Raw genomic sequence first — 26,362 nt, forward strand, 5'->3', positions numbered from 1 at the left:
TGCGGTTTGATCGTTCCCACGCTCTGCGTGGGAATGCATCCCCTGACGCTCCGCGTCACCTTGCGCAGGACTTGAGCTACGCGCCAACGGCAGGACGCGGAGCGTCCGAGGCGGCATTCCCACGCGGAGCGTGGGAACGATCAGGTGGTGGGGTAGGGGTGTTACCACCATTTCCAGCGGCCTTGTTTTTTCAGGGGGGCGGCGATAACGCCATTGCGTTTATGTCTGATTTCCAGCATCTCTCGGCGCATTTCCCTTTGTCGGTTGCTGTTCAGGCAGAGAAGCCCGGTTAACGGGCTCAGTAAGGTAAGGGTAAATAGAAGGTGATCAGGGCTGTAAATGATTGTCGGCACTACGAGCAGTAAATAGCTCATGAACACACCAACCTGAAGCCACACCCACCCTGGATAACCGTGAAGAACCAGGCTCTGTGCGATGCCGAATATCACACACGCTATGCCACCTGCAATGAAGAATGCGCTATCGGTAAAGTCATCGGATGCGTCAGCGAAATAGGTGAGATTCATTAGCGTGCCGGCGGTGGCAATCGAAAAACACAAGGCTAAGACTCCGCCAAACAAGGCCACTCTGTGACTCGTCCAAAGTGGGTGAGGATCTACGATGTAAAAGTGCTCTCGGCGGTTATTCATTTGCGGGTCCCATACTTCGTTTACTGTTCGATAAGCGCCTGCTGCGCACTGGAACAGACCCGCTACTGCTGCGGCTGTGCCAATGAATGAGATGACAACGCTTGTGCCAGCAGTAAAAGGCATCAAGGCGATCCCGCTGTAAATAACATGCCAACTCAACAGCGCTCCCGCGCGCGTTACCCCCGCAGTCAGTGCCTCCCTCATCAATTCCGACTCCCGCGGCTCATGCTCCAACATCCGCGTGAACTCCACCGGCCCACAGACCTGGGCGCCTCACGCAGCACCACCTTAATCGGCGACACACTGCAAATTGCCTGGAACTCACGCAGCGTCACCACGTTGAAGTCTTCATCGATATACACCACGCCCGCACCAATCAGTGCCGGGTCGCTGTCGATGGCGAAGAACAGTCGACGCAGGTCGATGCTGCTTTCAATCCGTTCTCGGGTAGTGCGGTGGGCCGAAGGGAATCCATCCCTGAGCAGGGCGGTTGTCATTCCTTAACACCTGATTTTTTGGCGTTCGAAGGTTAAAGATGGAATGGCGCAAATTAATATCAGAAAGTTCGTCATTTGAAGTCGGATGCTTCCCGATCCGGCTTTGCGGTCTTGTGTAATCGCCCCCGACAGAGGAACAGTGCGCCCCACGTCACTCCCGACGCACTACAGGACACGGAGCCAACATGGCAGTCGATATGTTTTTGAAGCTGGGCGATATCAAGGGTGAATCACGGGACCAGGCCCATCGCGACGAGATCGATATCACCGAGTGGGCGTGGGGTTTGTCGCAGACGGGGTCGATGCACTCGGGTACCGGAGGTGGCGCGGGCAAGGTCAATATCGCCAACCTCAACCTGAAAAAGCCGCTGGATAAATCCAGCCCCAACCTGATGATGGCCTGCGCCAGTGGCAAGCATTACCCCGAAGCAATACTGGTGGTACGCAAGGCGGGCGGTTCAAGCCCGGTGGAGTACCTGGTGATCACCTTGAAGGAAGTCATGGTGGTGTCCTACGGCACCGGTGCTGACAGTAAGGATGATGTGCTCTACGACAGCATCGCCTTGAACTTCGCCACCGTCGACGTCAGCTATCAGCCGCAGAAAGCCGATGGCGCCAAGGACGGTGGGCCGGTGAAGTTTGGCTGGAATATCCGGCAGAACGTCAAAGCCTGAAGCCTCATCGCGTGCCCGGACACAATCCGAATGATACAAGGAGCCGGCTTGCCTGCGATGGTCGTCAACGCAAACCCGGGAACCCGAGTGAACGCGGCGCCCGTGGGTTTTTCGCCGGCAAGCCGGCTCCAGGATCAGCAGGCGCCAGAATTAGGGGTTGAATTCCAACCGCACCCGCAGTCAACTTACGAGACGAAATTGATGAGCGATATTTACTGGTTTTCTGTTCCCAACCTTGAGAAAAAGCGTTATCCCGAATGGCGTCGGTCATTCGGTGTGAATGACGAAAGACGCGTATTCGTACCAGCGGCTATGGCCGCAGATACCGCAGCGCAGTTGGTCGTAGTGTTGGCAATCACTGAAAATCAGCCTGTTGCGGAGTATCTCAATCACCCCTTCGTACCCAGCGACTGGCTAAAAAGAGACTTTCCCAAACATCGTGATTTGATCGAGATCATTGAAGCGCGGGCTCAAGCTGAGGATGTTGTTTTACCTCGTGTCCCGCAGATTGCGTAAACCTTCTGGATCGTTGGATCTCAAGAGAAACTCTATGAAGCGTTCGCAGAGTCGGTCGTTCTGGTGCATCACAGCGGTTCTGACCGTTATTGTGGGGCTTTTAGGCTACCAAATAATTGATGGGTTAACTCGCGGTGTGGTGGTGGCTTTCAGTCGTGTCGGGCCTTCCATCACTTACACGCTTGTGGAGCAACCGAAGCAGTATTGGTTCAACATTATTTGGCTGGCAGGTATTGAGATTTTCCTGATTGCGGTGACCCTTGTCACGGCTTGGATTGCGAGGGAAATGGCTAAAAACGAGCGATCGACTTAAAGCGTTTTGACGCCAGGCGTCGTTGTCATCGCACAAGTGCGATCCCGAACAAGGCGGCACTGTCAACGCGCCGCTATTGTTCCTTGACTCGCTCAAACAAGAGAGGGCGTCGTTGTGACGCTATTCCCCGTGGCTCATTCACCAAACCCCACAATGGCCTTGGTTTCCAGGTATTCCTCAAAACCCTGCACACCATACTCCCGACCATTCCCCGAGCGCTTGTAGCCACCAAACGGCGCCATAGGATTCCACGCGGGGTAGTTCAGGTGCACTTGCCCGGCGCGAATACGCGACGCCACGGCACGGGCAAGGTCAAGGTCCTGCGCCTGAACGTGGGCGCCCAACCCGTAGATCGTGTCGTTTGCGATAGCGACCGCCTCATCGACCGTCTCGTAAGCAATGATGCACAACACGGGGCCGAATATTTCCTCTTGAGCAATGCGCATTGCGCTATCCACGTTGGAGAATACCGTCGGCCGGGTATAGAAGCCCTTTTCAAATCCCGTCACGCGTCCCGGCCCACCGCACACCAGTTTTGCACCCTCGTCGAGGCCTGCCTCGATCATCGTTTGAATGCGATTGAACTGTGCTTCGTTGGCAATCGGACCCAATTGTGTATCTTCCGCTTGCGGGTCGCCCACGATGATTGCATTGGCGGTTGCTGCGGCCAGGGATTCAACCTCGGCCAGGCGGCTTTTTGGCACAATCATTCGGGTCGGCGCGCTGCACGATTGGCCAACATTGCGAAACGCAGCCATCACGCCCAGCGGCACGGCTTTGGCGAAGTCGGCGTCAGGCAGCAGCACATTCGGCGACTTGCCCCCCAGTTCCTGGGTGACGCGTTTCACCGTAGTGGCAGCCGCTTGTGCAACCAGCGCGCCTGCGCGGTTGGAGCCGGTGATAGAAATCATGTCGATATCCGGATGTGCCGCCATGGCTGCGCCGACCTCGGCACCGCTGCCGTTCACCAGATTGAACACGCCAGGCGGCAGGCCTGCGTCATGCACCAGTTGTGCAAACAGCAGGGCGCTCAGAGGCGACAGTTCGCTGGGCTTCAACACCACGGTGCACCCGGCGGCTATCGCGGGAGCGACTTTCGCGGTGATTTGGTACAGCGGCCAGTTCCACGGCGTGATGAGACCGCAGACACCGATGGGTTCGCGCTCGATCGCGGTGCCGCCTTCAATCGTCCGGAAGCGATAGCTGGACAGCAGATCACGTGCGACCCGAACGTGCTCGGCCGCCAGCGGCACTTGCATTGCCCGGGCGGAGCTGATTGAAGCGCCCATTTCGAGGGTGAGGGCCTGCGCAAACAGCTCTTTTCGCTCAAGGATCAGCTCGTGGATTTTTCCAAGTACTCGCGCACGTAACTCGGGGGAGGTAGCAGACCAACCCGTAAACGCCGCACGCGCTGCCGCGACCGCCCGATCGACATCTTCTGCAGACCCTCGCGCGACCTGTGCGACAACCTGTTCAGTGGCCGGATTGACCACGTCCAGGCTGGCCGGGATTACCGGGGAAGACCAGCGGCCGTTAATATAAAACTGATGAGCCGTTTGCGGATCAACGCTGTAGCTATTCGAAGATTGGGTTGTCATCCAACTGGCTCCCTGGAGCGGTAATAGGCGCTGCGAACAGCACGCCCCTGTCGTCTGAATAAGCTAGCAAAACGGTCCAGGCAAAAGATGCCGTTGTTCAAGCCAGCAAGGGATAATCTGCTGAATCTGGCGGGCCCGCCTTGCTCCCTAGCCGATTGCTTGCGTCACCAGCGCAAACTGGGTGATGCCGCCGCTTGATTGCGGCGGCAAACCCAGCACCATCCGCGGCGCTTTATCCACGCATGGCAGCCCCAGGCTCTCGAGCCACTCAGCCAACCCGCACGCGGTTGGAATGTCGAATCGCACGAAGGCACCAGGGATCAAGTGCAACAGGTGGGTGATCAATTGTTGGGCCTGTTCCAGGTTTTGCGCGACCACTGGACCAATGATATGCCCCCGGCCAAATCGACGGAGCAGGGCGCAACCTCTCAGTTGCCCGTCCACATCGATACCGACCACGTGCTCGGCCGTTGGCAGCAGGTCGTTGAGTACTCCAGTGCGGTCCAGACCGCTACCGGCATTGGCCAACTCGATCAGCTTCGGGTACTCAGCCAGGCTTAATACGCGACATCTCGAGTGCTTGATCAAGGGCGCCGGCGTCTGCGGCACACCCTGATGTTGCTGGATTCGCGCGAAGTCGACGAAGCCCATGCTTGCATAAAGCGGCGCGCCTGATTCGGTGGCGTTGAGGATCGGCGTGCGCGGTGCCGCAGCCTCCAGGCACAGGTTCATCAGGCGGCGCCCGATGCCTTTTCCCTGATGGTGATCGCTCACGATCACCAGGCCGATGGAGGAGTAAACGCCCTGATGGCAGGCGAACGCCACGCCAACCAGTTGGCCGTCCTGTTCCGCGACGAAGCCTTCGGACGTGCGCTGCACCATGGCCCAATCTTCCTCGCGGTGAGGCCATTTCAGGTGCACGGAGAGCGCGTGGGCGGCGGGCATGTCGGCGGCAGTGACCGTGCGATAAACGTAGGCGTGGCTCATATCAGTTTTCCTGTGGTGGGGGCGTTTGCAGGCACCGTCGAAGGTTGGGTAAACCGCCGGATATCGAACTGGCTGATCAAGGTGCTGGTGCTCCCGGTACTGATCAGTTCAGCCATCACATCCCCCACGCCCGGGCCGAGCTGGAAGCCGTGGCCGCAGAAACCGAAGGCATAAAACAGCCCGTCCACGCTGCCGCTCGGGCCCATGACTGGCAGGGAGTCCGGCGTGTAGCTCTCGATGCCGCTCCACACGCGGATAATGTTCAGCTTCTCTGCGCCGGGTAACAGTCGGCGCATTTGTCGCATCTGGTTGAGCAGGCTTTGCGGTTTGAAATACGCCCGTCGGTTGAGCATGTCGGGGGTGCAGCGGTTGCCGCCGCCAATGATGATGTTGCCGCGCGGAATCTGCCGGAAGTAGATCACCTCTTCCTTGATTTTGGTAAACACTCCGATCACGGTTGGCAAGGCGTAGGGCACCGGTTCAGTGACTGACATCTGCGGGCCGTTGGGCTCAAGCGGCACCGGCTCACCGAAGCGCTCCGACAACCTCGCAGCCCAGGCGCCAGCGGTAATCAACAGTTGTTCGGCGACGAATAACTGCCCATCCGTGGTGGTGACCTGGAACAGGCCATTGACCTTTTGCACGTCGGCGACTTCGGTACGTTCTTCTATCCGCGCCCCGAGGCGCCGGGCTGCGCGGGCAAACGCCGGTGCCGCCAGGCGCGGGTTGGCGTGCCCGTCGTGGGGCGCGTAGGAGCCGCCTTTAACGTCCGGGCCAAGGAAACCGAAGCGCCGGTGCAGCTCGGCGCCGCGATAGATTTTAAGGTCCAGTTGGGCGGCTTCCGGCGCGGCGGCATAGGCCTCCAGCTCAGCGATTTCATCTTCGCGATAACACACGCGCATATGCCCGCTGGCAATAAACTCCAGGTCATCGTCGATCAGCTCCGGCAGGCGTTTCCACAACGCCCAGGAACGATTGGCCAGCTCGAGCTGGCCCAGGTAGCGGCCCTGGCGGCGTACGTTGCCGAAGTTCACGCCGCTGGCGTACTGACCAATCTGGTCGCGCTCCAGCAGCGTGACCGAGCAACCGCGCCGACGCAGGAAAAACGCTGACGATGCGCCCATGATGCCGCCACCGATGATCAATACGTCGCTTTTTTGCGGATTCATAACGGTTCCTTGTGTGCGGTCCGGGCGACGGCTTCGATTTCGATCAGGTAGCCATGATGCAGCACCGGAACGGGCACTACGGCGCGCGCTGGCCGATGGTCGCCGAGGTAGTGCGCATACAGTTGATCAAAGGCGGGCCAGTGTTCTATCCCGACCACATACACCGTCACTTTGAGCAGGTCACGGGGGCCCAGGCCTGCTTCACTCAGAATCGCCAGCAGATTATCCAGGGCGATCGACGCCTGGACCTCGAACGGTTGATCGGCGCTGTGCTCGCCATTCGCGCGTACCGGCAGTTGCCCGGACACATACACAACCCCGCCATGCGACACCGCCTGCGAATAATGCCCGCCCGGTGCGGCCGCGTTGGCCGTCTGAATCACGTTTAGGTTACCAGCCATGCAGGCGACTCCAGGTGTGCACCGCGCCATCGGCGTCTACGGCGTGATAGTCCGGGAACTGCGCACCCGTGGCGCAGGCATGGTTGGGCAGGATGCGTAGGCGGCTGCCGATGGGGAAACGCGCGACAAGGTCGTCACTGCCGGCGGCGCCCAGGGTGATGATGCCGTGTTCCTGATTGGCCCCAGTGACCAGCGCGCCTTCGATCCAGTCGCCCGCTTCGGTACACACTTGCCCATAACCAAAGTCCTGGCGCTGACGCTGCGTGCCGCGATCACGACTCATGGCCATCCAGCCGGCGTCGGTGATGATCCAGCCTTTGTCCTGCTGATGGCCAATGACGGTGGTCATTACACTCAGCGCCAATTCGTCTGCCTGGCACACCCCGATGTTGTGCATCACCAGATCGAAGAACACATACACGCCCGCGCGCACTTCGGTGATGCCCTCCAGGTTCAGTGCCGAAAGTGCAGTGGGGGTGGAACCGATGCTGACTTCGGGGCACGCCATGCCGGTTTCGCGGATTCGTTCTGCGGCGCGTACGCAAAGCAAGCGTTCCTGCTCAGCCAGCGCTTGCAGGGCTTCAAGCGTGTCCAACTCGTAACTGGACCCGGCGTGGGTCATCACGCCACGCAGTTGCATGCCGCCTTCGCTCAAGATGCGCGCTACGTCTATGAGTGAATCGTCTTCAGCGGCGAGGCCTGAACGATGGCCGTCGCAATCGATTTCAATCCACACGTCAAAGCGTTCGTCATGTTGCTGTGCGAACGCGACGATAGCCTGGGCGCCTGAGACGCTGTCGGTGAGGACGCTCAGGTTGCAGCCCTTGCGCCGCAGTGCCAGGGCCTGGGGCAGTTTGCCCGGTGCGATTGCCACGGCGTAGAACACATCGCTGATGCCTGCGGTGAAACAATGCTCGGCTTCTTTGAGGGTGGAGACCGTGACACCGCTGGCACCTGCGTCGATCTGAGCCTGGATCACCGGCAGGCACTTGCTGGTTTTGATGTGCGGGCGCAAACGTACGCCAAGAGTGCCCATGCGCTGCTGCATACGCTGGATATTGCGCTGCATTCGCGAGACATCGATGAGCGCAGCAGGTGTATCGAGGGAGGCAATTGCCGTGGACATGGGGGAACTCGAGTGGCTGGGTACAGGCAGCACTCTACTCAGCTGTCCTTAAGTTGTGGTTCAATAAAAGCTAATCAATCATTAAGTAAAATTGAATGATTTCCATCGAAGACCTGCGCCTCGCCGTCACGCTTGCACGCTCTGAGTCCCTGAGTGCCGCCGCCAGAGCCCTGAATGTCTCCCCGCCAGCGCTTTCCATGCGGCTGCGCAAGTTGGAGACGCTGCTGGGGCTGACCCTGGCCAATCGCGACGCCCGACGTCTCAGCCTCACGGCGGATGGTGAGCGGTTTTCCCGCGAAAGCGCGCTGTTGCTGGAACAGTTGGAGGCGCTCCCGGAGTCGTTCAGGCAAAAGGACGAAAGCCTGGTAGGCACATTGAGGCTGGCGGCGCCGTTTGGCTATGGTCGACAGCGCATCGCACCGCTGTTGGCGCGTTTTGCCAGGTTGCATCCACAGCTTCGCCTGCATCTGGATTTGCGCGAGACACCTTGGCCTGATCGGCATGACAGCGATGCTGTGATTCACATCGGGCATCTCAATGACAGCCTGTGGACTGCTCGGCAACTCACGGCAAACGAGCGCTGGTTATGCGCGAGCCCAGCCTACCTGCAAGAGTACGGCGTGCCGTCCTCGCCGGACCAGCTCGCGAAGCATCGCTGCATTTGCATTCGCGAGAATGATGAAGATGTCACGTTGTGGCATATGCGTAAGGGGCAGGCCCGTAAAACGCTGCGCGTAGAGCCGGCGTTGCTGAGTAACGACGGAAGCGTCGCCCGGCGGTGGGCCGAGCAAGGCTTGGGGCTGGTGCTGCGTTCCCAGTGGGATGTCGGTGACGCCGTCGCCAGTGGCAACCTGGTACGGGTGTTGGAGGATTGGCGCTTTGACAGCGCACCGATCCTCCTGCTGTTACCTTCGCGCAAACTTCGCAGCCCGCGCGTACAGGCATTGGTGGCGTTTCTGGAAGATGCGTTGAAAGCCTGATCAGGGCGATGAGTAGCCCTGACCGACTTTACTTCACCGCATACACCTTGCGCACATACACCGTGCTTTTCCAGGCGCACGGTGCGCCTTTGGCCACGAACACCGTATCACCGGTATTGACCGTGACTTCGACCCCCTCGCTATCTTGCAAGGTGACGCTGCCTTCCAGCAGGTGCATCAATTCATGCAGTTTGTGTGCGCGCGCGTGGCGGGCGTAGGGCGTCGAGTCCCAGATGCCGATGCGCAATTCGGTGGCGGCATCGTCGAACAGGTTGAGCGCGCGGCACTGCGGCGTGGGGCCGATCAGGATCGCCGGTTCCGGTGCGGCCGAGGGGGTTAGCAGGGTGTGCGGGTCGAGCAGGGTCAGGCCGGGGCGGGCGGGGGCGTCGGCCAGGTCGACGGCGCAGAACGCCCACTCGCTGGCGCTGCTCGCCTGCACGGTAAGACGAGTGCCTCGGCCGATCACGGCGCTGGCGCCGACGCCCAATTCCAGCGTCTGTTCTGCACTGCTGAGCACCACGTGGCCGGCGTGCACCACCAGTGTTTCGCTGTGCGGGAAATCTTCGATTATGGCTTCGCCGCTGAACTGCACCAGGCCTGCGGATACGCCGTCATCGCCCTGCCAGGCGAGTTGGCGTGTGTCGCCGAACGGATCAAGCGCGCTTAACGCCGCTGTGTTGAAGGACGTGGCAACGCGGCTGCTGTCGGCGCGCGCCAACAGCAGAATACGGGGAGATGACATGGGAAGTGCTCCGTGAGGAAAGTCAGCTGATCGCTTGGGTGATCAGTGCAAAAGGCTGTACGCCCTGGCTCGCCTGGGGTGGTGTGCCCAAGGCCATCTGTGCGACGGTGTCGACGTTCTTCAGGCCGGCTTGTTCGAGCCAGTCGCTGAGGCCGCAGGCGACGGGGATGTCGATGCGTACAAAGGTGTCCGGTACCTGCGCGAGCAATACCGTGATCAGGTGCTTGGCCTGGTCGATGTTTTCGGCCACCACCGGGCCGATGCAGCGCCCACGGCCAAACGGGCGCAGCAGGGCGAAGCCGCGTAGCTGGCCATCGCGCTCGATGCCCACGGCATGCTCTACCTGCAGGTCTCGCAGTACTTCACGGCGGTCCAGGCCGCTGGCGGCTTTGGCCAGGGCCAGCAGGGCGGCATGATCATCGGCGTGCAGCGGGCGGCAGGTTTCGTCGTTGGCTAGCTGCGCCAGCGCGGGGACCAGCGCCTGGCCTTGATGTTGTTGCACTCGCCCGAATTCGACAAACCCCTGGCTGGCATACAGCGGCGCGCCGGCGAGGGTGGCATTGAGGATCGGCGTGCGCGACTGGCAGGCGGCGAGGGCGTTTTCCATCAAGCGGCGGCCGATGCCCTGGCCCTGGTAGTCATTGCTGACGATCACCAGGCCGATGGTGGCGTAGTCGCCTTGGGGGCACGTGAAGGCGCTGCCGATCAGCCGCTCGCCATCCAGCACCACGACCCCGTCGCTGATGCGTTGCAACATCGCCCAGTCTTCCAGGCGGTGGGGCCATTTGAGTTGCACCGACAAAGCGTGGGCGGCCGCTAGGTCAGCCACGGTCATCGGGCGGTAGACATAAGCAGGGTGTGGCAGGGCGGACATGGCGAGCCTCCATAGAGCGTTGTTTTTTCAGCACTGGGCTGCTTGTATCCCACCTGGTTTAAAGGCTGGCAAGGGGGGCGCGGATATTCGGTAGATTCCTTGGGCTGTGTGTTGCGCGACCACACTTACTACTTAATTGCGGTGGGAGGGCAGCAGCAAATGCCAGGTGGGGGTTGAGTCCATATCGGTTGTTTAGGTAACGGCGGATAGTGGATATGTACTCAATACTTTCTGCCGCCTCACCCCCGTCCTTAAGCCTTTTCAGCCCCCCAAAGCCCCTTAAAAGCGCACAAACACAGGCCCTGCCCAAGCCTGGCGCGCACCGCAAAGTATGCTGAGCCCAGCCACCAAAACGGTGGTTTGTATTGAGCACAGGTCGTTTTAGACGGCATATGCTGATTTCACAGTGGTGTAATGAACCTGTGCTGCAACGAGGCCGACGCGCCGCCAGGGCAGTGAACGCTTGTCACACTCAACGAACTTCAGGACTGCACTCAATGAGCTTTCTTCGTCCCAAATTCATTACGTTCGACTGCTACGGTACGCTGACCAACTTCCATATGGGCACCATGACCCGCGAGATCTTCGCCGATCGCATCAAGCCCGAAGAGATGGATCAGTTCGTCAAGGACTTCTCGGCCTACCGCCTCGACCAGGTCATGGGCGACTGGATGCCGTACGACGAAATTCTCAAGACCGCCCTGGCCCGTACCTGCAAGCGCTGGGGTATCGATTATCGTGAGGAAGGCCAACTGTATTACGACGCTGTGCCGACCTGGGGCCCGCATGCGGACGTGCCGGCCGGCCTGTCGAAAATTGCCGACAAGATTCCCCTGGTGATTTTCTCGAATGCCAGCGACAGTCAGATCATGTCTAACGTCGACAAGCTGGGCGCACCGTTCCACAAGGTGTTCACCGCCGAGCAAGCCCAGGCTTACAAGCCGCGCCTGGCCGCTTTCGAGTACATGCTCGACAACCTCAACTGCGGTCCGGAAGACATCTTGCATGTGTCTTCGAGCTTCCGTTATGACCTGATGTCGGCCCATGACATGAAGATCAAGAACAAGGCGTTCGTTGCCCGTGGCCACGAAGCGCCGGCCAATGCCTTTTATGGCTACCAGCAGATCACCGATATCGGTGGGCTGCCAGCGCTGGTCGGGCTGTAAAGCAAACGCCATCGGCACAAGGGGCTACACATGGGCAGTGAATCCTATTGGCTCGATACCGCACCGGCGTTCACCGGTGCCCAACTGGGCGGCTTGCCCAGGCAGGTCGATGTGGCAGTGGTCGGTGGTGGGTTCACCGGCCTGGCGGCGGCGCGGGCGTTGGCACTCAAGGGCGCCAGCGTGGTGGTGCTGGACGCCGGGCGGGTGAACGGTGAAGCCTCGGGGCGCAACGGTGGGCAGTGCAACACCGGGGTGGCCCAGGATTATGCCGGGTTGCACGCCAGCCTCGGTGCCGCCAAGGCACGCGCCTATTACCAGGCCTATGAAAGCGCGGTGCAGACCGTGGTTTCGCTGGTCGAGCAGGAAGGTATCGCCTGCGACATGGTGCGCAACGGCAAGCTCAAGTTGGCGGCCAAGCCGATGCATTACGAAGGCTTGGCCCGTACCTGCGAACTGATCCGCCAGGAGGTGGATGCCGATGTCGAATTGCTCAGCGCCGAACAGACCCACGCTGAAGTCAATTCGGCGCAGTTCCACGGCGGCTTGCTGCAACGCAACGGCGTGCAAATGCATGTCGGTCGCTTTGGTGTCGGCTTGGCCGAAGCAGCGGCGCGGCGCGGGGCGATGATTTACGAGCACACCCAGGTCAAGGACTGGAAGGCCCAGGCGGGTGGCTATCAGGTCAACACCGCCAAGGGTTCGCTGCACGCCGGGCAAGTGTTGCTGGCCACTGGCGCTTGCCAGCATGGCGACCTGGGCTGGTATCGCAGGCGGATCGTGCCGGTAGGCAGTTTTGTCATCGCCACCGAAGTCTTGCCCCAGGCGCTGATCGACCAGTTGCTGCCACAGCATCGGGCCTATGTGACCAGCCGCATGATCGGTAACTACTTTCGCCTGACCCCTGACAACCGCCTGCTGTTTGGCGGACGTGCGCGGTTTGCAATGTCCGACAGCGTGTCCGACGCCAAGAGCGGCAAGGTTCTGCAAGCGGCAATGCTGAGCATGTTCCCGCAGTTGGCGGATGTGAAGATCGACTACTGCTGGGGTGGCCTGGTGGACATGACGTCCGACCGCCTGCCACGCGCCGGCCAACATGGCGGGGTGTTCCACTCCATGGGCTACAGCGGCCATGGCGTGCAGATGTCGGTGCACATGGGCCAAGTGATGGCCGAGGTCATGGCCGGCAATGCGGCGGCCAACCCCTGGGGTGAACTCGAGTGGCCGGCGATCCCCGGGCATTTCGGTAAACCCTGGTTCCTGCCGTTTGTGGGTGCCTGGTACCGCTTCCAGGACTATTTGCACTGAGTTGCCGTTGTTGCGTCACCGTCGTTTGTGTTTCCAGGACGCTCCGGACATCCGTGAGCACTCGATCCTTCCGATTATCGACAGGTAGCCTTGATATGACTGACAACAAAACCACCCCCGAGCTCATCTCCGGCCAGGAAAGCCTGCGGGTGTTCGAAAGCCTCAATCGCGGCATGTCGCGCCGCAACGCCCTGCAAATGCTCGGTGTTGCCGGTGTGGCTGCGGCCGGTGCAGGCAGCCTGTTCGGCGCCGCCGGCAAGTTGTTTGCCGATGAAGCAACCACAGCAGGCAAGGGCAAGCCAGGCGGCAAGATCCGTGTCGCGGGCATGTCCAGCTCCACCGCCGATACCCTTGACCCGGCCAAGGGCGCGCTGTCCACCGACTACGTGCGCCACTTTATGTTTTACAACGGCCTGACGCGCTTCGACGTGCACCTGGTGCCGCAGTTGGAGCTGGCCGAACGCATCGACAACACCGATGCCACGCTGTGGACCATCACCCTGCGCAAGGACGTGACCTTCCACAACGGCAAGAGCCTGACCGCCGCCGACGTGGTGTTCTCCCTGAACCGGCACAAGGACCCGCTCACCGGCTCCAAGGTCATGCCGCTGATGGAGCAGTTTGCCGAGATCAAGGCCAGCGGGCCGAACGAAGTGCAGATTCGCCTCAGCGCACCCAACGCCGAACTGCCGTCGATCCTGGCGGTGTCGCACCTGTTGATCGTCCCCGAGGGCACCACCGACTTCAATAAAGGTATCGGTACCGGTCCGTTCACTGTCGGCGAGTTCAAGCCCGGCGTGCGTTCGATTGCCGCGCGCAACAAGAATTATTGGAAACCGGGCCTGCCGTACCTCGATGAAATCGAATTCATCGCCATCGCTGACGAGCCGTCGCGGGTCAACGCGCTCCTGTCGGGCGACGTGCACATGATCAACGAGGTCAACCCGCGCTCCACCACGCGTATTGCAGCGAGTGCCAAACACCGGGTCGTGGATGCACCGTCGGGCAACTACACTGACTTGATCATTCGCCAGGACCAATTGCCCGGCAAAAGCCCGGAATTCACCCAGGCCATGAAACTGCTGCTGGACCGTGAGCAGGTCAAGTCTGCGGTGTTCCGAGGGTTTGCCGTGGTCGGTAACGATCACCCGATTGCGCCGGGTTCGCGCTACTTCAACGCCGACTTGCCGCAGACGGTCTACGACCCGGAAAAAGCCAAGTTCCTGTTAAAAAAAGCCGGTATGGAAAGCATCACCATGCCCGTCATGGCGTCGCCTGCCGCCACCGGTTCCGTGGACATCGCCGTGCTGTTGCAGCAATCGGCAAAACAGGCAGGGCTCAAGCTCGATGTCAACCGCCTGCCGAGCGACGGCTACTGGTCCAACCACTGGATGAAGCACCCGTTGAGCTTCGGCAACATCAACCCCCGGCCGAATGCCGACGTGATGTTTTCGCAGTTCTTCCAGTCCAAGGCGCCGTGGAACGAGTCGGGCTGGCAGAACGATCAGTTCGATCAGTTGCTGATGCTGGCCCGTGGCGAGACCGATGACGCCAAGCGCGCCAAAATGTACGGCGACATGCAGGCGCTGGTGCACGACCACTGCGGTATCGGCGTGCCGGTGTTCATCAGCAACATCGATGGCGTGGACCAGCGCATCAAAGGCTATGGCACTAACCCGCTGGGCGGTTTCATGGGCTACATGTTCGCCGAGCAGGTGTGGTTGGACGCTTGAGGAGGGCAGTGCGATGAATAGCAATACACTGTGGTTGATCGGCCGGCGCTTCAGCGCCGGGGTCGTGACCTTGTTGATCGTGTCCATGGTCGTGTTTGCGATCACGGCAGTACTGCCGGGGGACGCGGCGCAACAATCCCTCGGCCAGTTCGCGACGCCTGAACAGGTGGCGGCACTGCGCCTGAAACTGGGGTTGGACCAGCCCGGTGTGTTGCGGTACCTGCACTGGTTGATGAACCTGCTCACCGGCGATATGGGTGTGTCGGTATCCAACGCCATGCCGGTGGGTGAACTGATGGCGGGCCGAGTGCCCAACACCCTGATGCTGGCCGGTGCCACGGCGCTGGTTTCGGTGCCGGTGGCGCTGTTGCTGGGCATCGGTTCGGCAATGGGCCGGGGCGGGCGCATCGACAGTTGCCTGAGCTTTGTCACCCTGGCGATGGTCGCGGTGCCGGAGTTTCTGGTGGCGACCCTGGCGGTGCTTATCTTCGCGGTCAACCTCGGTTGGTTGTCGGCACTGTCTTACGCCAGCGACATCACCTCACCGCTGCAATTCATCCGCACCTATGCCTTGCCGGTGATGACGCTGTGTTGCGTGATCGTCGCGCAAATGGCGCGCATGACCCGCGCCGCCGTGATCGATCAACTCGACAGCCCCTACGTGGAAATGGCCCGCCTCAAAGGTGTCAGCCCGATACGGATTGTGCTGCGCCATGCCTTGCCCAATGCGATCGGGCCGATTGCCAACGCCATCGCCCTGAGCCTTTCGTACCTGTTGGGCGGGGTGGTGATCGTCGAAACCATCTTCAACTACCCCGGCATTGCCAGCTTGATGGTCGATGCCGTGACCAACCGCGACATGGCGCTGGTGCAGGCGTGCACCATGTTGTTCTGCGCGGCCTACCTGGGCCTGGTGCTACTCGCCGACCTGTGCGCAATCCTGTCCAATCCGAGGCTGAGAAACCAATGAACACTCTCATTGTGAAGTCAAAGCCTGCTTCCTCCGCCCTGGCACTCGCCAAAGTTTCCAGTGGCCCGTCCTGGCTGGGTCTTGTGGGTGGCGTGGTGTGCGTGGCCTGGTTGCTGGTGGCGCTGTTCGGCCCCTGGCTGGCACCCCACCCGGTGGGTGAAGTAGTGTCCGATAACATCTTTGAAGGCTTTAGCTTCGCGCATCCGTTTGGCACCGATTACCTGGGCCGCGACATGCTCAGCCGTGTGCTGGTCGGTGCGCGGTTCACCGTCGGGCTGGCCTTGGTGGCGGCGTTGCTGGCCAGCACGCTGGGCACCGGGTGTGCGCTGTTGTCGGTGGTCTCACCCAAGTGGCTGGACGAAATTATCAGCCGCATCATGGATGCGTTCATTTCGATCCCGAGCAAAATGCTTGCACTGATCATGGTCTCGGCATTTGGGTCGTCAGTGACGCTGCTGATCTGTACCGCGGTGATCAGTTACATCCCCGGTTCGTTCCGCGTCGCCCGCAGCATGGCGGTCAACATCGAAGCCCTGGAATACGTACAAGTCGCGCGTACCCGAGGCGAGCGCCGGTTATACGTGGCGTGCATGGAAATCCTGCCGAATATGCTCAACCCTGTCTTGACCGACCTGGGGCTGCGTTTCGGCTACATCGTGCTGTTGCTCAGCGGCATGAGCTTTCTTGGACTTGGCGTGCAACCGCCGGACGCTGACCTGGGCTCGCTGGTACGGGAAAACATTGGCGGCCTCAATCAGGGCGCGATGGCCATTATTGTTCCGGCGCTGGCCATTGGTACGCTGACCATCGGTGTGAATCTGCTGATCGACTATCTCTCGTCCCGACGTAGTCGCCGCACGGGAGGCCATTGAAATGACCGAATTGATTCGCGTCGAAGACCTGCGCGTGGTTGCCTGTGGCGAGCACGGCGAGGTGGAAATCGTCAAAGGGGTGAGCTTTTCCCTGGAAAAAGGTGAAGTGCTGGCGTTGATCGGTGAGTCGGGCTCGGGCAAGACCACCATCGCCCTGGCGCTGCTGGGTTATGCGCGGCGCGGTTGTCGGCTGTCTGGCGGCGTCGTGCAAGTCGGCGAGCACGACATGCTCGCGTTGAACGAACAACAACTGCAAGGCCTGCGTGGAAACCGTGTGTCCTATATCGCGCAAAGCGCGGCGGCGGCGTTCAACCCGGCCAAAAAGCTCATCGACCAAGTGGTGGAGGGCGCGTTGATCCATGGCCTGGGCAGCCGGGCGGATCTGCAAGCCAAAGCCATCGGGCTGTTCCGCGACCTGGCGCTGCCAGACCCTGAACGCATTGGTCAACGCTACCCGCATCAGGTCTCCGGGGGGCAACTGCAACGGGTGATGGCGGCGATGGCGCTGATCAGCGACCCGTTGCTGGTGGTGCTCGACGAGCCGACCACCGCGCTGGACGTGACGACCCAGATCGATGTGCTGCGCGCCTTCAAGCGCGTAGTGCGCGAGCGCGGTGCCACGGCGGTGTATGTGTCTCACGACCTGGCGGTGGTGGCGCAAATGGCCGACCAGATCGTGGTGCTCAACGGCGGGCAGATCCTCGAACAGAGCGCCACGGCGCCGCTGCTCAAGGCCCCGACGCACGCGTACACCCGCAGTCTGCTGGCCGCCGCGCGGCCCGATACCACCATCCGCCCACCCTGCGGCATCGCCGAAGACGTGCCGCTGCTGACCATTACCGGACTCACCGCCGGCTACGGCAACAAAAACCTGCACGGCATGCCCGCGATCCGGGTGCTGGAAGATATCGACCTGACGGTGCGACGGGGTCAGGCCATCGGTGTGATCGGCGAGTCGGGCTCGGGTAAGTCCACCCTGGCCCGGGTGGTCGCGGGGTTGTTGACCCCGGCCCTGGGCGGCCTGGTATTCGACGGGCAACCCTTGGGCGGCAGTCTGTCCGAGCGGACCCCGGAGCAATTTCGGCGTATCCAGATGGTGTTCCAGAACGCCGACACTGCGCTCAACCCGATGCACAGCGTGGCGACCATTCTCAGCCGTCCACTGAAGATGTATTTCGGCCTCAAGGGCGCGGCATTGCAGGCGCGTATCGGCGAACTGCTGGACCTGGTTCGCCTGCCGCGCGACATGGCCGAACGCCGGCCCAATGAGTTGTCCGGCGGGCAAAAGCAGCGAGTCAACCTGGCCCGGGCGCTGGCGGCCAAGCCCGACCTGATCCTCTGCGATGAAGTCACCTCGGCCCTCGACACCGTGGTGGGCGCGGCGATCCTCGAACTGCTGCGCGACCTGCGCCAGCAACTGGGGGTGTCTTACCTGTTCATCAGCCATGACATTTCCACCGTACGCGCGCTGTGCGATGACATTGTGGTGATGTACAGCGGCCACAAGGTGCAGGCCGGCAGCCGCCAGTCGTTTGCCGAGCCGCCGTTCCATCCGTACACCGACCTGTTGATTCACTCGGTGCCCGAACTGCGCCAGGGCTGGCTGGAAAACTGCGGCACCACCTGCGGCGCATTGCCGCCGATTGGCGAGCGGGCCAACGTGCCGGAGCTGTGCACCTTTCTCAATCGCTGCCCGGTGCGGGTCGACGGCCTGTGCAACCGCACCGCGCCGAACCGCAGAACCCTGGACAACGGCAGTGAAATTCTCTGCCACCACGATGGCGCCCAATTACTGAATACTCAGCAGAGCATTACCACTATGACCTTGGGAGCGTATGCATGAAGGGGCGTTTTGTGAGGTTGGCCGAACAGGGCCGGCCGACGGTCAACCTGATCGTGGATGGCGCACCCATCGAGGCCTTGCAGGGCGACACCCTGATGGTGGCCTTGCTGACCCAGGGCAACGCCCTGCGCCAATCGGAATTCGACACGGGGCGCCGCGCCGGTTTCTGCTTGATGGGGGCATGCCAGGATTGCTGGGTGTGGACCCGCAGCGGCGAACGCCTGCGGGCCTGCTCCAATGAAGTCCGTGACGGGCTGGACATTGTCACCACACAACCGGAGGCGACATGGCCACTGCACGGGTAGTTATTGTGGGTGCTGGACCGGCGGGCGTTCGTTGCGCCGAAACCTTGCTGGCGGCCGGTATCAAGCCGATCCTGATTGATGAAAATCGACGCGACGGTGGCCAGATATACCGTCGGCAGCCCCAGGGTTTTACCCGGGACTACACCACCCTGTATGGCAGCGAAGCCGCCAAGGCCCGCGACCTGCACGAGAGTTTCGACCGCCTGCGTGGCGCCATCGACTATCGCCCCGACACCCTGGTGTGGAACCTCACGCCGGGGCAATTGTGCTGTGCGAGCCAAGGCCGCCACAGCACGGTGGATTACGACGCGCTGATCCTCTGCACCGGCGCCACCGACCGCTTGATGCCTATCGAGGGCTGGCAACTGGCGGGCACCTACAGCCTGGGCGGGGCGCAGATCGCCTTGAAAAACCAGGCCGTGTCCATCGGCCATCGCGTGGTGTTCATGGGCAGCGGACCGTTGCTGTACCTGGTTGCCAGCCAATACGTCAAAGCCGGTGCCGAAGTGGCGGCGGTGCTCGACACTTCGCCCCTGAGCCTGCGGCTCAAGGCCTTGCCCAAACTGCTGGCGCGCCCGGGCCTGCTGTTCACCGGGATCAAGCTGCTGGCGCAACTGTACCGGGCCAGGGTGGCGGTGCACCTGGGGATCAAGCCGCTGCAGGTCATGGGCGATGCCGCCAATGGCGTGGGCGGCGTGCGGTTCACTGCGGGCAATGGGCGAACAGTGACAGTGCAGGCCGACGCCGTCGCGCTCGGTTACCACCTGCGCCCGGAAACCCAATTGGGCGACCTGGCCGGTTGCACCATGGCGTTTGATCAGGCCTCCAGCCAATGGTGGCTGGCCACGGATGATGCCGGGCGCACCTCGGTGAAGGGTGTGTATGCGGCCGGTGACGGCTCGAAAATTCGCGGCGCCGATGCCGCCGAGCACGCCGGGCGCCTGGTGGCGTTGGCGCTGCTTGAAGATCTGCAGCAACCGGTGGACGCCGGGCTGCGTGACGAACAACAGCAAGCTCTGGCGGTAATGGATCAGTTTCGCCTCGGCCTCGCCCAGGCGTTCCCCTGGCCCAGCGAACAGGCCAAGGCCCTGCCCGACAGCGCCATTGTGTGCCGCTGCGAGATGATCAGCGCCGGCGAATTGCGCCGCACGGTGAACGAGAAGGGCGCCTGTGAAGTCAACCGCGCCAAGGCGTTCAGTCGAGTGGGCATGGGCCGTTGCCAGGGTCGCTATTGTTCCCAGGCCGGCGCGGAGGTGATTGCCGCCGAGGCCGGCGTGCCAGTGCAGGAGGTCGGTCGCCAGCGTGGGCAGGCCCCGGTCAAGCCGCTGTCGATGCTCACCGAGGAGGTTTCGTCATGAGTGTGCAAAAAGCCGATGTGGTGATTGTCGGTGGCGGCCTGATGGGCTCGGCCACTGCGTTTTTCCTGCGTCGGCGCGGGCAGTCGGTGATCTTGCTGGAGCGCGACCAGATTGGCCAGTACGCCAGCGGTGTCAATTTTGGCAATGTACGCCGGCAAGGGCGGTTCCTTGGGCAGTTGGCCTTGGCTAACCGTTCCTGGGAGCTGTGGAAACGCTTGCCGGAGCTGATTGACGATGACCTGGAGTTCATCCCCAGCGGGCATATGCGCGTGTGTTATCGCGAAGATGAAGTCGCCGAGCTGGAGGCCTATGCCGCCGCGCCGGAAGCTGCGCAACTGGACTTGAAGATTTATCGCGGCGCCGAACTGCACCGGCGCTTCGGCTTCCTCGGCCCGGACGTGAAAGGCGGCTCCTACGCGCCCCACGACGGCCACGCCAACCCGCGCCTGGCGGCACCGGCCTTTGCCCGCGCGGCCATTCGCCTGGGGGCGCAGATTGAAGAACGTACGGAAGTGGCCGAGGTGCAGAAGGTCGGCGCTGATTTCCACGTCACTACCACCGACGGCCGCCAGTTCCAGGCGGCGCAGCTGTTGATCACCGCCGGTGCCTGGGGCCAGAAACTCTCGGCGCAGTTCGGCGAGCCGGTGCCGCTGGACACCCACGGCCCGCAAATGGCGGTGACCGAACCGGTGCCCTATGCGTTGCCCACGGTGATCGGCGTGTACACCAAGATCCCCGAGGAAGTGATTTACTTTCGCCAGATTCCACGGGGCAATATCGTGATCGGCGGCGGCTACCGCAGCAAGCCGGACATGCTCAACCGCCGCGCCTACGTGGAGCCGCGCAGCATCATCAACCAGATCAACCAGATGCGCCGCTTGCTGCCGGGCGTGGGTAACCTGAATATCATCCGCGTGTGGAGCGGCATCGAAGGCTACCTGCCGGACTCGCTGCCGGTGATGGGCCCCAGCGGTACCGTCGACGGTCTGTTCTACGCCTTCGGTTTTTGCGGCCACGGCTTCCAGCTCGGCCCAGGCGTCGGCGATGTGATGGCCGAGTTGCTCGGCACCGGCAGCACCAGCACACCGATCGAGTCGTTTTCCATCACTCGCTTCGCCCTACCTGCCGAGCAACGGAGCCAGGCCTCATGAAACCTCGCGTCCTCGAAATTCTCAAGCAACTGATGGCCTTCGACACCGTGTCCTCGGCGTCCAACCTGGCCCTGATCGACTACGTGCGCGACCTGCTGCTGACCAAGGGCATCGAGTCGCTGATCGTCAAGGACCAAAGCGCCAAGAAGGCCAACCTGTTCGCCAGCACCGGCCCCAGGGACCAGCCCGGCGTGCTGCTGTCGGGGCACACTGACGTGGTGCCGGCGGCGGGGCAGGCGTGGACCTTTCCCGCCTTCGCGGCCACTGTGCAGGACGGGCGGATCTACGGGCGTGGCAGTTGCGACATGAAAGGCTTTATCGCCCTGGCCATCGACGCGATGCTTGATGCCGCCGACCACACCCTTAACCGCCCGCTGCAACTGGCCCTGTCCCATGACGAGGAGATCGGTTGCGTCGGCGTGCGGCGTTTGCTCGATGTGCTGCACCTGGCGCCCGTCCGCCCGTTTTTGTGCGTGATCGGCGAGCCGACCAACATGCAGTTCGTGCTGGGCCACAAGGGCAAGGGCTCGTACCGCGCTTATTGTCGGGGCCAGGAGGCGCATTCGTCGCTGGCGCCGCGTTCGGTGAACGCGATCCACGTCGCCTGCGACTTTATCGCCGCGCTGCGCGAGAGCCAGCAGCAGTTGCAACGTCACGGCGCCCAGGACCACGACTACGACGTGCCCTACAGCACCGTGCATGTCGGGCAGATTATCGGCGGCAAGGCGCTGAATATCGTGCCTAACCTGTGCACCCTGGATTTTGAAGTGCGCAACCTGCCGGCCGACGATCTGGATCAGTTCCTGGAACAGATGCGCGAGCGCGCCGAAGTGATCGTGCGCGAGGCGCAGAAGCTGTCCAGCGTGGCGGCCATCGAGATCGAGACTGTCAATGTCTATCCTGGCCTGGACACGCACCCCAGCGTCGAGGCCGTGCACTTCCTCAAGCAATTCGCCGCGCCGGACACCGGCACCTCCAAGGTGTCGTTCGGCACCGAAGGCGGGCTGTTCAAGCAGCGCCTGGATGTGCCGGTGGTGGTGTGCGGTCCGGGCTCCATCGAGCAGGCGCACAAGCCCGATGAGTTTATCGAGATCAGCCAGATGGATGCCGGCGAGCGCTTTTTGCAGGGGTTGCTCGGCTCGTTGAAGGTGTAGCAGAGCCTGCCGTCCTGGGTCGAATTTCAGCACGGCACGCTGCTCAAACGGCGCTTTCGGCATCCTCGTTCGCCGCGTCTCCCTAGACTTGAGCGTGTCTCGGATCAGGACTCGACCATGCTCAAGAATCGCTTGCAAGACCCCAGCCTGCTGGCTGAACTCGCCTATGTGGATGGCCAGTGGATCGCTGCCGACAGCGGCGCCACCCTGGATATCCGCGACCCCGCCACCGGCCACTTGCTCGCACAGGTCCCGGCCATGCACGGGGTGGATACCCGCCGTGCCATCGAAGCCGCCGAGCGTGCCTGGCCCGCCTGGCGCGCGCGCCCTGCAGCGGAGCGTGCGGCGCTGCTGGAGCGTTGGTACCAGGCGATGATCGACAACCTCGACGACCTCGCGCTGATCATGACCTGCGAACAGGGCAAGCCGCTGAACGAAGCCAAGGGTGAGGTTCGCTACGGCGCCGGTTTCGTCAAATGGTTCGCCGAGGAAGCCCGTCGGGTCTACGGTGAAACCATGCCCGCGCCGAGTGGCGACCGCCGTCTGCTGACCCTCAAACAACCGGTGGGCGTCTGCGCCGCCATTACCCCGTGGAACTTCCCCAATGCGATGATCACCCGCAAGTGCGCGCCAGCGCTGGCCGCCGGTTGCCCGATCATCGTCAAGCCGTCGGACCTCACGCCGCTGTCGGCCCTGGCCCTGGCGGTGCTGGCCGAGCGCGTCGGCATTCCGGCTGGCGTGTTCAACGTGATCACAGGGTTGCCGGCCGGCATTGGCGAAGAGCTGACCGGTAACCCGGCGGTGCGCAAGATATCCTTTACCGGTTCCACTGCCGTCGGCCGCCTGCTGATGCGTCAGAGCGCCGAGCACATCAAGCGCCTGAGCCTGGAGCTGGGCGGCAACGCGCCGTTTATCGTGTTCGACGACGCCGACCTCGAACAGGCGGTGGCCGGGGTGATGCTGAGCAAGTTTCGCAATGCCGGGCAAACCTGCGTGTGCGCCAACCGCATTCTGGTGCAGGACGGTATCTACGAACGTTTCGCTGCGCGCCTGGTGGACGAGGTGGGCAAGCTCAAGGTTGGCAATGGCCTGGAAGACGGCGTGACCATCGGCCCGCTGATCAACCCCGCTGCGGTGGCCAAGGTGGTACGGCATATCGACGATGCCCTGAGCCAGGGCGCCACCTTGTTGTGCGGCGCGATCCCCACGGGCGACAGCCAGTTCGTACAGCCCACTGTGCTGGGCGACACCCACGCCGGCATGTTGCTTGCCAACGAGGAAACCTTCGGCCCGGTAGCGCCGCTGATGCGCTTTACTGATGAAGCCCAGGCACTCGCCCTGGCCAACGCCACCCCGTACGGCCTGGGCGCCTACTATTTCACCCAGGACCTGCAGCGCTCGTGGCGTTTCGGTGAGGCGCTGGAATTCGGCATGGTCGGGCTCAACACCGGGATCATCTCCATGGAAGTCGCGCCGTTTGGCGGCATCAAACAATCGGGCCTGGGGCGCGAGGGCAGCAAGTACGGCCTGGACGAGTACCTTGAAGTCAAAGCCTTCCACATCGGTGGGTTGAACTGAATTTTTGCGAGGTATCCACCATGAGCAAGGCATTCAGAATCGCCGCGATTGCTGGTGATGGCATCGGCAAGGAAGTATTGCCCGAAGGGCTGCGGGTATTGGAACAGGCGGCGAAAACCTGGGACCTGAACCTGAGCATTGAAGTGCTCGACTGGGCCCACTGCGATTATTACCTGGAGCATGGGCAGATGATGCCCGAGGACTGGTTTGAGCAGCTCAAGGGCTACGACGCCATCTACTTCGGCGCCGTGGGGTGGCCGGACAAGGTCCCGGACCACATTTCCCTGTGGGGTTCGCTGCTCAAGTTTCGCCGCGACTTTGACCAGTACGTGAACATCCGCCCAGTGCGGCTGTTCCCCGGCGTACCGTGCCCGCTGGCCGGGCGCGAGCCTGGCGATATCGATTTCGTGGTGATCCGCGAGAACACCGAGGGCGAATACTCGTCGGTGGGCGGCAAGATGTTCGAAGGCACCGAACATGAGTTTGTGCTGCAGGAGTCGGTGTTTACCCGACGCGGCGTCGACCGCATCCTCAAGTTCGCCTTCGACCTGGCCCAGACCCGCCCGCGCAAGCGCCTGACGGCGGCGACCAAGTCCAACGGCATTTCGATCAGCATGCCTTACTGGGACGAACGCACCGCGCTGATGGCGGCTAAGTACCCTGAGGTGACCTGGGACAAGCAACATATCGACATCCTGTGTGCGCGGTTTGTGCTGCAACCGGACCGGTTTGACGTGGTGGTGGCGTCGAATCTGTTTGGCGACATCCTGTCCGACCTGGGGCCGGCGTGTACGGGGACGATCGGGATTGCGCCGTCGGCCAACCTGGATCCCGAGCGGCGCTTTCCGTCGTTGTTTGAGCCGGTGCATGGGTCGGCGCCGGATATTTATGGGCAGAACATTGCCAACCCGATTGCGATGATCTGGTCGGGGGCATTGATGCTGGACTTCCTCGGGAATGGCGATGCACGGTATCGGGCGGCACATGATGGGATTTTGCGGGCAATTGAGGCGGTGATTGCCGAGGGGCCGATTACGCCGGATCTGGGGGGGCAGGGGTCTACTCAGGAGGTGGGGTTGGCGATTGTTCAGCGGCTGGTTGGTTGAGTACATACCCGTTATCCAGGTAACGGCTACTTAGGGTTCCGCGCTTACAGCGGGGTATTTTTGGAGGGGCCGGAATGCCGGCCCAGCCAAAAGTGTCAGTGAATGCATTTATAACTGACCTGCCGCAATCGGGAGCAAGCCCCCTGCCACAGTTTGATCTCGATACAGCAGAACTCAATCAATACCCCCGCAAACGATCCACCTCACCCACCATTTTTTCCCCGCGCTGATGCCGCCGAATATTCTCCAACAACACCCTAAATGCACTCTCCGGCTGCGTCATCGCGGCGATATGCGGCGTCAGCACAATCTGCGGATGCTCCCAAAACGGATGGTCCGGCGCGGCCGGCTCCTCCTGCAGCACATCCAGCACCGCCCCACTCAACTGCCCACTCCCCAGCGCCTCCAGTAAGTCCTCTTCAACCAGGTGCCCGCCACGCCCCATATTGATTAACGCCGCCCCCCGTGGCAGTTGCGCAAACAACCCCCGATCCAGAATGCCCACGGTCTGCTCGGTCAACGGCAGCACGCACAGCAAAATATCGCACTGCCTAAGGAAGGCCGGCAGTTGCTGCTCACCCGCATAACAATCCACCCCCGGCAACTGATGCGCACTGCGCGCCCAACCCGACAGCGCAAACCCCAGCGGTGCCAAGGTCGCCAGAATCTGCTGCGCCTGAGTTCCCAACCCCATTACACCGACGCGCCGATTCACCGCCGGCTGCAGCAGGTGCGCCTGCCAGCAACGCGCCACTTGCTGTTGGCGATAGCGCAGCATGTCCCGGTGCAGGCTGAGCACCGCCCAACTGGCGTACTCGCACATGCCACGAGTGATGCCCGGATCGAGCAGGCGCACCACAGGCAAGTCTGGCGGCAGGTTATCCAGGTCCAGTTGATCGACCCCCGCCGACAACGCAAACAGCACTTTGAGGTTGGGCAGCCGTTGCGCCACGTTGTCCGGCGCCTGCCAGGCGGCCAGGTACTCGACCTCTTCGGGGTTGCCGATGTCCGGCCAGGCGCGCCAGGCGATGTCCGGTGCATGTTCGGCGAACAGTGCCTGCCAGTGTTGGCCGCGCACCGGGTCAGCTTTGTAGAGCAAGGCCATGGGCGTTTCCTGCTTGATTGAAGATAACGCCCATCATCCCTTAAGCCCGGCGCAGGATCTGTTGAAAGGCGGGGGAAAAACAGTGGATCCGAATTTCTCACGGGGCAAGTTCGGCGTAGTTCGTTTCCCGCAGGCCGTAATCTGAACAGCATCGCAACCACCTTCCGGTTGCCGGACTCACGATGGGAA

27 protein-coding genes are annotated in these 26,362 nt (G+C 61.9%); 17 read left to right on the forward strand and 10 right to left on the reverse strand.

Going from position 1 to position 26,362, the window contains the following annotated elements:
- Positions 1–161: 161 nt before the first annotated feature.
- Together ACR52_RS31550 and ACR52_RS31555 are read right to left on the reverse strand one after the other, a co-directional pair.
- Complete coding sequence (locus tag ACR52_RS31550) at positions 162–809, reverse strand: hypothetical protein (RefSeq protein WP_330219064.1); 648 nt, start codon at positions 807–809, stop codon at positions 162–164.
- Between the two features lie 44 nt (positions 810–853).
- Positions 854–1,147: a hypothetical protein gene (locus ACR52_RS31555; RefSeq protein WP_330219065.1), complete on the reverse strand. Its 294-nt coding sequence runs from the start codon at positions 1,145–1,147 to the stop codon at positions 854–856.
- 185 nt (positions 1,148–1,332) lie between these two features.
- On the opposite strand from ACR52_RS31555, the gene ACR52_RS00530 reads away from it, so the two are divergent.
- From ACR52_RS00530 to ACR52_RS00540, 3 genes are read left to right on the forward strand one after another with little or no spacing between them, the layout of a single operon-like run.
- Positions 1,333–1,821, forward strand: coding sequence for an Hcp family type VI secretion system effector (locus tag ACR52_RS00530; RefSeq protein WP_048719298.1), 489 nt, complete (start codon positions 1,333–1,335; stop codon positions 1,819–1,821).
- Between the two features lie 48 nt (positions 1,822–1,869).
- Complete coding sequence (locus tag ACR52_RS00535) at positions 1,870–2,337, forward strand: hypothetical protein (protein ID WP_236692107.1); 468 nt, start codon at positions 1,870–1,872, stop codon at positions 2,335–2,337.
- Positions 2,338–2,371: 34 nt separating this feature from the next.
- Positions 2,372–2,650 carry a hypothetical protein gene (locus ACR52_RS00540; RefSeq protein WP_048719301.1) on the forward strand — a complete coding sequence of 93 codons (279 nt, stop codon included), beginning with the start codon at positions 2,372–2,374 and terminating at the stop codon, positions 2,648–2,650.
- Positions 2,651–2,784: 134 nt separating this feature from the next.
- Here the strand turns inward: ACR52_RS00540 and ACR52_RS00545 are convergent, their stop codons facing one another.
- The 5 genes from ACR52_RS00545 to ACR52_RS00565 all read right to left on the reverse strand — a co-directional run bounded on the left by ACR52_RS00545 (position 2,785) and on the right by ACR52_RS00565 (position 7,931).
- Positions 2,785–4,248 (reverse strand): aldehyde dehydrogenase family protein, encoded by a 1,464-nt coding sequence (locus ACR52_RS00545; protein WP_048719304.1) that lies wholly within the window; start codon positions 4,246–4,248, stop codon positions 2,785–2,787.
- Between the two features lie 147 nt (positions 4,249–4,395).
- Entirely contained in the window at positions 4,396–5,235 is an 840-nt protein-coding gene (locus ACR52_RS00550; protein WP_048719306.1) for a GNAT family N-acetyltransferase, read from the reverse strand.
- Complete coding sequence (locus ACR52_RS00555; RefSeq protein ID WP_048719308.1) at positions 5,232–6,404, reverse strand: NAD(P)/FAD-dependent oxidoreductase; 1,173 nt, start codon at positions 6,402–6,404, stop codon at positions 5,232–5,234. Before ACR52_RS00555 ends, ACR52_RS00550 begins: the two co-directional genes overlap by 4 nt.
- Positions 6,401–6,805, reverse strand: coding sequence for a RidA family protein (locus ACR52_RS00560; protein ID WP_048719309.1), 405 nt, complete (start codon positions 6,803–6,805; stop codon positions 6,401–6,403). Before ACR52_RS00560 ends, ACR52_RS00555 begins: the two co-directional genes overlap by 4 nt.
- Positions 6,795–7,931, reverse strand: a complete 1,137-nt coding sequence (locus ACR52_RS00565) for a DSD1 family PLP-dependent enzyme (RefSeq protein WP_048719312.1) — start codon at positions 7,929–7,931, stop codon at positions 6,795–6,797. The genes ACR52_RS00560 and ACR52_RS00565 overlap by 11 nt, the downstream gene beginning before the upstream one ends.
- Before the next feature lie 95 nt (positions 7,932–8,026).
- Between ACR52_RS00565 and ACR52_RS00570 the strand changes: the two genes are divergently transcribed.
- Positions 8,027–8,911, forward strand: a complete 885-nt coding sequence (locus tag ACR52_RS00570; protein ID WP_048719314.1) for a LysR family transcriptional regulator — start codon at positions 8,027–8,029, stop codon at positions 8,909–8,911.
- A 28-nt stretch (positions 8,912–8,939) separates the two neighbouring features.
- Here the strand turns inward: ACR52_RS00570 and ACR52_RS00575 are convergent, their stop codons facing one another.
- Together ACR52_RS00575 and ACR52_RS00580 are read right to left on the reverse strand one after the other, a co-directional pair.
- Entirely contained in the window at positions 8,940–9,653 is a 714-nt protein-coding gene (locus ACR52_RS00575; protein WP_048719317.1) for a cupin domain-containing protein, read from the reverse strand.
- A 22-nt stretch (positions 9,654–9,675) separates the two neighbouring features.
- The gene (locus ACR52_RS00580) at positions 9,676–10,527 is read right to left on the reverse strand and encodes a GNAT family N-acetyltransferase (protein ID WP_048719318.1); all 852 of its coding nucleotides are present in this window, start codon (positions 10,525–10,527) and stop codon (positions 9,676–9,678) included.
- A gap of 497 nt (positions 10,528–11,024) precedes the next feature.
- Between ACR52_RS00580 and ACR52_RS00585 the strand changes: the two genes are divergently transcribed.
- From ACR52_RS00585 to ACR52_RS00640, 12 genes are all read left to right on the forward strand, one after another.
- Positions 11,025–11,693 (forward strand): haloacid dehalogenase type II, encoded by a 669-nt coding sequence (locus tag ACR52_RS00585; protein ID WP_048719321.1) that lies wholly within the window; start codon positions 11,025–11,027, stop codon positions 11,691–11,693.
- 30 nt (positions 11,694–11,723) lie between these two features.
- The gene (locus ACR52_RS00590; RefSeq protein WP_048719324.1) at positions 11,724–12,998 is read left to right on the forward strand and encodes an NAD(P)/FAD-dependent oxidoreductase; all 1,275 of its coding nucleotides are present in this window, start codon (positions 11,724–11,726) and stop codon (positions 12,996–12,998) included.
- Positions 12,999–13,093: 95 nt separating this feature from the next.
- Positions 13,094–14,731: an ABC transporter substrate-binding protein gene (locus ACR52_RS00595; RefSeq protein WP_048719326.1), complete on the forward strand. Its 1,638-nt coding sequence runs from the start codon at positions 13,094–13,096 to the stop codon at positions 14,729–14,731.
- 13 nt (positions 14,732–14,744) lie between these two features.
- Positions 14,745–15,701, forward strand: coding sequence for an ABC transporter permease (locus ACR52_RS00600; protein WP_048719328.1), 957 nt, complete (start codon positions 14,745–14,747; stop codon positions 15,699–15,701).
- On the forward strand, positions 15,698–16,573 hold the full coding sequence (locus ACR52_RS00605) for an ABC transporter permease (protein WP_048719331.1): 876 nt from the start codon (positions 15,698–15,700) through the stop codon (positions 16,571–16,573). The genes ACR52_RS00600 and ACR52_RS00605 overlap by 4 nt, the downstream gene beginning before the upstream one ends.
- A 1-nt stretch (position 16,574) precedes the next feature.
- Positions 16,575–18,416 carry an ABC transporter ATP-binding protein gene (locus ACR52_RS00610; RefSeq protein ID WP_048719334.1) on the forward strand — a complete coding sequence of 614 codons (1,842 nt, stop codon included), beginning with the start codon at positions 16,575–16,577 and terminating at the stop codon, positions 18,414–18,416.
- Complete coding sequence (locus tag ACR52_RS00615; protein ID WP_048719336.1) at positions 18,413–18,721, forward strand: (2Fe-2S)-binding protein; 309 nt, start codon at positions 18,413–18,415, stop codon at positions 18,719–18,721. Before ACR52_RS00610 ends, ACR52_RS00615 begins: the two co-directional genes overlap by 4 nt.
- Entirely contained in the window at positions 18,703–20,079 is a 1,377-nt protein-coding gene (locus tag ACR52_RS00620) for an FAD/NAD(P)-dependent oxidoreductase (protein ID WP_048719338.1), read from the forward strand. The genes ACR52_RS00615 and ACR52_RS00620 overlap by 19 nt, the downstream gene beginning before the upstream one ends.
- On the forward strand, positions 20,076–21,230 hold the full coding sequence (locus tag ACR52_RS00625; protein WP_048719341.1) for an NAD(P)/FAD-dependent oxidoreductase: 1,155 nt from the start codon (positions 20,076–20,078) through the stop codon (positions 21,228–21,230). Before ACR52_RS00620 ends, ACR52_RS00625 begins: the two co-directional genes overlap by 4 nt.
- On the forward strand, positions 21,227–22,384 hold the full coding sequence (gene argE / locus ACR52_RS00630) for an acetylornithine deacetylase (protein WP_048719344.1): 1,158 nt from the start codon (positions 21,227–21,229) through the stop codon (positions 22,382–22,384). Before ACR52_RS00625 ends, argE begins: the two co-directional genes overlap by 4 nt.
- 117 nt (positions 22,385–22,501) lie before the next feature.
- Positions 22,502–23,962, forward strand: coding sequence for an NAD-dependent succinate-semialdehyde dehydrogenase (locus tag ACR52_RS00635; protein ID WP_048719347.1), 1,461 nt, complete (start codon positions 22,502–22,504; stop codon positions 23,960–23,962).
- Between the two features lie 20 nt (positions 23,963–23,982).
- Positions 23,983–25,068, forward strand: a complete 1,086-nt coding sequence (locus ACR52_RS00640; protein ID WP_048719349.1) for a tartrate dehydrogenase — start codon at positions 23,983–23,985, stop codon at positions 25,066–25,068.
- A 178-nt stretch (positions 25,069–25,246) separates the two neighbouring features.
- On the opposite strand, the gene ACR52_RS00645 is transcribed toward ACR52_RS00640, so the two are convergent.
- Complete coding sequence (locus ACR52_RS00645) at positions 25,247–26,173, reverse strand: 2-hydroxyacid dehydrogenase (protein WP_048719352.1); 927 nt, start codon at positions 26,171–26,173, stop codon at positions 25,247–25,249.
- Here ACR52_RS00645 and ACR52_RS31120 point away from each other — a divergent pair.
- The gene (locus tag ACR52_RS31120) at positions 26,172–26,318 is read left to right on the forward strand and encodes a hypothetical protein (protein WP_236692108.1); all 147 of its coding nucleotides are present in this window, start codon (positions 26,172–26,174) and stop codon (positions 26,316–26,318) included. The two genes, ACR52_RS00645 and ACR52_RS31120, sit on opposite strands and share 2 nt — an antisense overlap.
- Positions 26,319–26,362 lie beyond the last annotated feature (44 nt).

The sequence above is a fragment of the Pseudomonas fildesensis genome, assembly GCF_001050345.1.
Classification (GTDB): Bacteria; Pseudomonadota; Gammaproteobacteria; order Pseudomonadales; family Pseudomonadaceae; genus Aquipseudomonas; species Aquipseudomonas fildesensis.

Coding starts and splice junctions, on each gene's coding strand:
- ACR52_RS31555 (WP_330219065.1), bottom strand. CDS start 1,147: ATGACAACCGCCCTGCTCAGGGATGGATTCCCTTCGGCCCACCGCACT.
- ACR52_RS00530 (WP_048719298.1), top strand. CDS start 1,333: ATGGCAGTCGATATGTTTTTGAAGCTGGGCGATATCAAGGGTGAATCA.
- ACR52_RS00540 (WP_048719301.1), top strand. CDS start 2,372: ATGAAGCGTTCGCAGAGTCGGTCGTTCTGGTGCATCACAGCGGTTCTG.
- ACR52_RS00545 (WP_048719304.1), bottom strand. CDS start 4,248: ATGACAACCCAATCTTCGAATAGCTACAGCGTTGATCCGCAAACGGCT.
- ACR52_RS00550 (WP_048719306.1), bottom strand. CDS start 5,235: ATGAGCCACGCCTACGTTTATCGCACGGTCACTGCCGCCGACATGCCC.
- ACR52_RS00555 (WP_048719308.1), bottom strand. CDS start 6,404: ATGAATCCGCAAAAAAGCGACGTATTGATCATCGGTGGCGGCATCATG.
- ACR52_RS00560 (WP_048719309.1), bottom strand. CDS start 6,805: ATGGCTGGTAACCTAAACGTGATTCAGACGGCCAACGCGGCCGCACCG.
- ACR52_RS00565 (WP_048719312.1), bottom strand. CDS start 7,931: ATGTCCACGGCAATTGCCTCCCTCGATACACCTGCTGCGCTCATCGAT.
- ACR52_RS00570 (WP_048719314.1), top strand. CDS start 8,027: ATGATTTCCATCGAAGACCTGCGCCTCGCCGTCACGCTTGCACGCTCT.
- ACR52_RS00575 (WP_048719317.1), bottom strand. CDS start 9,653: ATGTCATCTCCCCGTATTCTGCTGTTGGCGCGCGCCGACAGCAGCCGC.
- ACR52_RS00580 (WP_048719318.1), bottom strand. CDS start 10,527: ATGTCCGCCCTGCCACACCCTGCTTATGTCTACCGCCCGATGACCGTG.
- ACR52_RS00585 (WP_048719321.1), top strand. CDS start 11,025: ATGAGCTTTCTTCGTCCCAAATTCATTACGTTCGACTGCTACGGTACG.
- ACR52_RS00590 (WP_048719324.1), top strand. CDS start 11,724: ATGGGCAGTGAATCCTATTGGCTCGATACCGCACCGGCGTTCACCGGT.
- ACR52_RS00595 (WP_048719326.1), top strand. CDS start 13,094: ATGACTGACAACAAAACCACCCCCGAGCTCATCTCCGGCCAGGAAAGC.
- ACR52_RS00600 (WP_048719328.1), top strand. CDS start 14,745: ATGAATAGCAATACACTGTGGTTGATCGGCCGGCGCTTCAGCGCCGGG.
- ACR52_RS00605 (WP_048719331.1), top strand. CDS start 15,698: ATGAACACTCTCATTGTGAAGTCAAAGCCTGCTTCCTCCGCCCTGGCA.
- ACR52_RS00610 (WP_048719334.1), top strand. CDS start 16,575: ATGACCGAATTGATTCGCGTCGAAGACCTGCGCGTGGTTGCCTGTGGC.
- ACR52_RS00615 (WP_048719336.1), top strand. CDS start 18,413: ATGAAGGGGCGTTTTGTGAGGTTGGCCGAACAGGGCCGGCCGACGGTC.
- ACR52_RS00620 (WP_048719338.1), top strand. CDS start 18,703: ATGGCCACTGCACGGGTAGTTATTGTGGGTGCTGGACCGGCGGGCGTT.
- ACR52_RS00625 (WP_048719341.1), top strand. CDS start 20,076: ATGAGTGTGCAAAAAGCCGATGTGGTGATTGTCGGTGGCGGCCTGATG.
- argE (WP_048719344.1), top strand. CDS start 21,227: ATGAAACCTCGCGTCCTCGAAATTCTCAAGCAACTGATGGCCTTCGAC.
- ACR52_RS00635 (WP_048719347.1), top strand. CDS start 22,502: ATGCTCAAGAATCGCTTGCAAGACCCCAGCCTGCTGGCTGAACTCGCC.
- ACR52_RS00640 (WP_048719349.1), top strand. CDS start 23,983: ATGAGCAAGGCATTCAGAATCGCCGCGATTGCTGGTGATGGCATCGGC.
- ACR52_RS31120 (WP_236692108.1), top strand. CDS start 26,172: ATGGGCGTTTCCTGCTTGATTGAAGATAACGCCCATCATCCCTTAAGC.
- ACR52_RS00645 (WP_048719352.1), bottom strand. CDS start 26,173: ATGGCCTTGCTCTACAAAGCTGACCCGGTGCGCGGCCAACACTGGCAG.